We start from the raw sequence: 1,242 nt of genomic DNA on the forward strand, positions 1-1,242 counted from the left end.
CCTCGGGGGCTTGCTGTCGGATGATGCTATCGATAGCCTGCGGATCCGATGCTACTGTTCCGCGCCAGACGGGATTACCGTCCCCATCGATTACGCAAACCGCCGTTGACTTCTGCGATACATCGAGATCCACATACGTTTCCATGGCGGCCTCCATCGTTAGCCGGAGACGCAATTACAGCATGTGATTAACCGTCAGACCCAACTGCCGCAGCTTCAGGTAGATCATCCCGAGCCGTAGCGGCGATGCCGCTGGGTCAACGCCACGATCCGTGTCCGGAGGGCCCGATTGCGATCCGGTACCGGCTGATAACGGTAGGCGCTGGCGCCTATGTTGGTTACCCGCAAGACTCCGCGTTCGCCAAGCCACGACAGTCACGTGGCGCGACAACTCTCGGCGGGACGGTGCGCTCGCCACTTTTTTCGCAATGCCTCTCGCGTAACTTCGTTTTCCAGCAGTGATTCGGCCGACAGCTTCTTTAACCCGACGTTCTCGGCCTCCAGTTCCTTCAGGCGCTCGGCATCCGACACGCTCACGCCACCGAACTTGCTGCGTCACATGTAATACCTCGCTTCCCAGAAGCCGTGTCGGCGGTGCAACTCCTTGATCGCTATGCCGGTCTCGGCTTCCCGAAGGAAATCGATAATCCGCTCTTCGAAGATGGCTTCTTCATGTCCAATCTCCTGACTACACGATTGGACTCTAAATCACCATGATGCTCAAATCAGGAGAGACGTCGGTCCGGCGCATTGCTGTAATACACGCAACCGCCAATCACATAGTCACCTTTTCCTCAATAGCTATCACCGCACCCTGGCTCCCTCATAGGCCACGTTGCGCTCGGCGATCTTCATCACAAGGACAGTCATCTCTGGACCGGTCGATAGATGCGTCTTGCGCTACCGACTAACCAGACTACTGACGATGCCTCTCGTTCGCTCAACCGGATTCATCATCCTGATACTGTCGATGATCGGCCTGGTGGAGTGCTCTTTCGACCGACTAAAGCCGTGTACCGCTGGCCAGCCGGCAACCAGGCATAAAGCTGGCGCATGCCCAAGTGCAGTGGCTGGTAGTAGTGAAGTGTAGATCAGGTCGACGCATACCCTTGCGATCGTCGGTTGTTCCCTGGACACGTCTAACACCGTACGACGTAGCGTCGATTAAGAGTCGCTAACACAACCTGGACGTCAAGGGCTCAAGACCATATGCTTGCGTCATGGCGAGACGCAAAATCAGCA

General features: G+C 56.5%; 1 pseudogene. It reads right to left on the bottom strand.

The features are described 5' to 3' along the window. Nucleotides 1-184 precede the first annotated feature (184 nt). Nucleotides 185-663 (bottom strand): annotated as a pseudogene (locus DID99_RS38280) (transposase); the annotation flags it as partial. Nucleotides 664-1,242 lie beyond the last annotated feature (579 nt).

The sequence above is a fragment of the Burkholderia sp. Bp8986 genome, assembly GCF_003854225.1.
Taxonomy (GTDB): domain Bacteria; phylum Pseudomonadota; class Gammaproteobacteria; order Burkholderiales; family Burkholderiaceae; genus Burkholderia.